The sequence below is a fragment of the Phenylobacterium sp. genome (assembly GCF_035276905.1).
In the GTDB taxonomy this organism is placed as follows: Bacteria; Pseudomonadota; Alphaproteobacteria; order Caulobacterales; family Caulobacteraceae; genus Phenylobacterium.
Genome location: NZ_DATELG010000073.1, coordinates 1 through 4,310, shown reverse-complemented (window position 1 = coordinate 4,310; position 4,310 = coordinate 1). Strand labels below are relative to the sequence as shown.

Genomic DNA, 4,310 nt, shown 5'->3' with positions numbered 1-4,310 from the left:
GGCGCCGGCTTCGTAGCTCCAGACCGTGTCCGACTTGTAGGTCTTGGGCACCGTCAGGACGGTCTCGCCGTAGCGGGCCAGGGTGGCCCCGCAGAGCGTCTCCGGGATCGAGGCGTTCACCCCGCCCGCCCGGAACCCCTTGGAGACGGTGGCGTAGGCCATGTCGTTGTCGGTGAACTGGTATTGGACGCTGACCTTCGGAGCCACCGCCGACTCGGTATGGTTTTCCGGCCCCGTGATCCCGCCCGGCACTTTCGCCGGATCGTTCCCTCCCGACGCCGGGCCGTAGTGGACCTCGAAGTAGCGCACCCCCAATCGCGACACTCGAACGCCGACGATGCCGGTCAAGCGCTCGGTGAACCGGTAGTTCGCCTCCCCGAAGGCGGCGAACTCGGTGTCCTTTATGGTCTGGTACTTGGCGCTCCAGCCGATCGGCTGACCGTGGTACATGAACATGGGCACGCCGTACCGCTGGAGGGCGCTGATCCCGGTCAGGCTTCGCACCAGAAGGTCGAAATCGGGGTAGTAGAGATCGTAGGCCTGGGTGGTGCGGTGATTGGCGTAATAGGCTCCCGCCACCCAACCCAGACGTTGCGCGGGATTCCCTGAGGTCGCGCGAAGTTCTTGCGTAAAGCCGTACCTACGGTTCTCCACCGACATCGTGCCGTAGGTGTATGCCTGCGGCAGATCCGCCAGACCGGCATAGAAAGACATGGCGTCGAAGCTGAAGCCCTCATAGTTCTGGCTGGTCGCGCGGATCCGGTTTTGGCTCCCGCCGCCCGGTTGCGTTATGCGGCTGACGTCCTCGACGTAGGAAGTGATCGAGCGGAGGTGCACCGAGCCGAGCTTGTAGTCCAAGGTCAGCGCGCCCACGTCCATCCGCGTATCGGACGGCGCGGGCGCTGGATCCACCGTAGTGTGACGACCGAGATCCGGCAGCGCCGGAAGCGTCAGAGCCGGCCGCCGGTAGCTGACATCGGAGCCCGCACAGCTGGGCAGGAGACGACCGGCTGCGTCATAGCATGCCTCCGGCTCCAGGATCGGCCCTTGGGTCGAACGGGTGTAGGCGTTCGTTCGACTGGCCGCGGCGTCGTTCGAGCTGAACCAGGACACGGTGATGCGCGCATCGTCGACGGGTCGCCAAGCCGCGATCCCCCGGAACAACCGCAGCCGGTCGTCGTTCGCGTTCCGATGTTCGAGAGCGTTGTTCTGGCGATTGCGGTAGTCGAGCCAGCCGCCGGAACGGCGCTCGAAATAAGTCAGACGGACACCCAGCCTGTCGCGCACGATGGGAGTCCCCAAGACGACGCCCGCTTCGTGGCTGAGCTCGCCATCCCACATCTGCGAGACCTCGGCCCTGACTGCGAGCGTAACCTCGCTGAAGCCCGGCTGGGGCGTGATGAACCGGATCGCCCCGCCCTGCGATCCGCTGCCGAACAAGGTGCCTTGCGGGCCGCGCAGAACCTCGATGCGTTCGAGGTCGAACAGCGCGGGCAGCGGCGTGCCGTTGGCCGTGCAACATCCCAGAGCCCCGCGTTTGGTCAGCGGCGTGTCGTCGAGGTAAAATCCGGTCGTCGATGCGCCGGCGCCATTGTTCTGGATGCCGCGGATTGAGACGAAAGCCACGCCGGGCTGGGTTTGGCTCACCGCCATGGCCGGGATCGGCCCCATCAAATCGCCGAGCGTGCGGATCCCCTGCTGATCGAGCATGCGCTGCGTCTTGGCGCTGATGCTGAGAGGAACGCGGTTCAGGACGTCCGGCCTTCGGGTGGCCGTGACGACGACCTCCTCCAAAGGGACCTGCGCGTGGCGTTCCGCGTCTGGGTCAGGCCGGCGGGCAGCATCCTCCGTGTCGCGCCGCTCCGGGCCCTTGTACTCGATCACGACGATCACGACCGTTCCTGAGTCGGGGCGAAGGTAGGAGAGACCGCTTCCCAAGAGCAGTCGCCGCAACGCCTCGTCGGGAACCAGCGAACCGCGCACGCCCGCGGAGGTCTTCTTGGAGAGGGCCGCCGTCGCGGACAGGACCTGGATCCGCGACTGCTGAGAGAAGGCGAGCAACGCCGTATCCAGCCCCTGCGGGGGGATGTCGAAGGTGGGGCCTGCCGTGATCAAGCGCGCGGCCGCCAGCCGCGATGGTTCTCCCGCGACGGCGGAACTGCTCAGGGCGGCCCAAAAAAAGGTCGCCCAAAGCCACCCGCGCTCCCTTCGCACGGTAGCGACCTCCCCCTGAAATTTTTTGGGCGCTCTTCGTGACGCCTGGTCAAGCTATGACTCGGAAGTCCCGGGGCAGCTACCGCTTTTTCAGCCGCACCACCTCAGGCTTGGCGTCCACCGCCACTGGGAACACCGCGGGTCGCTTAAGCTCGGAGCCGACTCAGTCACACGACGTGCCCCGCCTCGAACAGCTGGTCGACCAGGACACCGCGGCGGGCGAGCACCCGGCGCTGGTTGATGTAGCCCTTGTCGGTGATCTCATCATGCGCCGCGCTCGGAGGCTCATCGAGGACGAGGAAGCGGGCGATCCGGGTGCTCGAGCCCGTCGCGGTCGCATTGTAGGCGCGCAGCAAGGTGGTCAGGCGTTCGATCACGGCGGGGTGGGTTCCAGCGGGCGCGCCGCCCAATTCGGCGCAGACGGCCTGGCCGAGAAACGTTCGACACGCCGTTTCACTGGTGAAGAGCAGCAGGCCCAGCTCGCATCGGCCCTCACCCGCGATCACAGCGTCCGAGACGAGCTTTTCGGACGCGCTGATCACCGCCAGCCGAAGCGCGCCGACATTGACGAAGGTGCCGGAGGCCAGCTTGAAGTTCTCCGCCACGCGGCCGTCGAACACGATGCCTGCGGCGGGCTGGTTCGGATCTGCAAACTTGCCTGCATCGCCGATCCTGTAAAACCCCTCGTCGTCGAAGGCGGCTGCGGTGGCGGCGGGATCTTTCCAGTAGCCAGGCGTCACGTTCGGCCCCCGGACCCGCAGCTCATAGCGGCCGCCGTCGGGGACCAACTTGATGGTCGTGCCGGGAATCGGCGCGCCAAGATTGGCGGCGTGCTCCGTCGGGAAGCAAAGGACGGTGGAGAAAGGGGCGGTCTCGGTAGCCCCCCAGCCGCCGACGACATTGGCCCGCCGGCCTGTCGCCGCGCGCGACACCGCTTCCAAGCGCGCACGCAAGGAAGCGGGCATGGGCGCGCCCGCGTTGAAGATAAACTTCAAGCGGCCCAGGAAATCCGCGGCGAAGTCGGCGTCACGCTCGAGAATCGGAAGCAGCACCTCGTACCCGATCGGTACATTGAAGTAGAGTGTCGGCCGATAGCGCCGTATGGCTTCCACGCTGCGTCCGATCGAAGTCGCCGTGGGCCGGCCGCGGTCGACGTGAAGGTGGCCGCCGAACCAGAGCGCGATGTTGAAACAGCAATTGCCGCCGAACGTGTGGTTCCAGGGCAGCCAGTCGACGAGCACAGGCGGGGCCTCGTTCAGGAACGGCCACACCATCGCCAACGCCGCCATGTTCGAGACCATCATCCGCTGGGTGTTGACGACCGCCTTGGGCGAACCGGTCGAACCCGAGGTGAACAGCAGTTTCGCCACGGTGTCCGGAGCAACAGCGGCCTCTGCGGCCGCCAAGACCACCGGATCCACCGGGGCCGCCGCTTCCAGCCAGGCCAGGTCCCGGAGCGGCCGAACGGGAACGGCGTGGCCCACAGCCGCCAGAATTTCTTCGGCGGCCGGGGCGTCGTCGGCGAACAGGCAGGCGGGATCGAGTCCTCCAACCACCCGCCCCAGCTTGTCCCAAGGCGCCGAGCTCGCCGCAGCATAGGCCGGCGAGACCACGGCGACCGGGATCCCGATCGCGGTCGCGGCGAGCATCAGGAGCGCATGATCGATCCCGTTCTCGCCGAGGATCATCAAAGGCCGATCCGGCGGCAATCGCAGCGCCGCGAGCCCGGCCGACAGCCGCCGGCGCGCGGCCTCGGCCTGGGCATAGGTGATCAGCCGGTCCGTTTCGGAAAGGAACGGCGCATCGGGCGTCTCGCGCGCCCAGTGCGACAGGCGTTGAGGAATTGTGGAGGTGGTCTCGGGAAGCTCGCCCTCGCTCTGGAGCAGGATTGTTCCGTCATCGCGGTGCGTGGCGGTGACGTTCAGCCTTGCGGCGCACAACGGCGCGGATCCTTCCTGCGGATTCCGACCTGATCCTGCCACCCGTTCCGGAATGATGCCGCCACCCATTCCGATTTGATGCCGCCACCTATTCCGGAATGATCCCGCCAGGGATTCCGCTCATGCCGCCAGGGTCCGGGCGGGGGCTTCGTCGAC

General features: G+C 66.8%; 2 protein-coding genes. Both read right to left on the bottom strand.

Annotated elements, in window-relative coordinates:
• A partial coding sequence (locus tag VJS38_RS03080) for a TonB-dependent receptor (RefSeq protein WP_324086687.1) occupies positions 1–2,115 on the bottom strand: 2,115 nt, incomplete at its 3' end.
• Positions 2,116–2,381: 266 nt separating this feature from the next.
• The gene (locus VJS38_RS03075) at positions 2,382–4,154 is read right to left on the bottom strand and encodes an AMP-binding protein (protein WP_324086686.1); all 1,773 of its coding nucleotides are present in this window, start codon (positions 4,152–4,154) and stop codon (positions 2,382–2,384) included.
• Positions 4,155–4,310 lie beyond the last annotated feature (156 nt).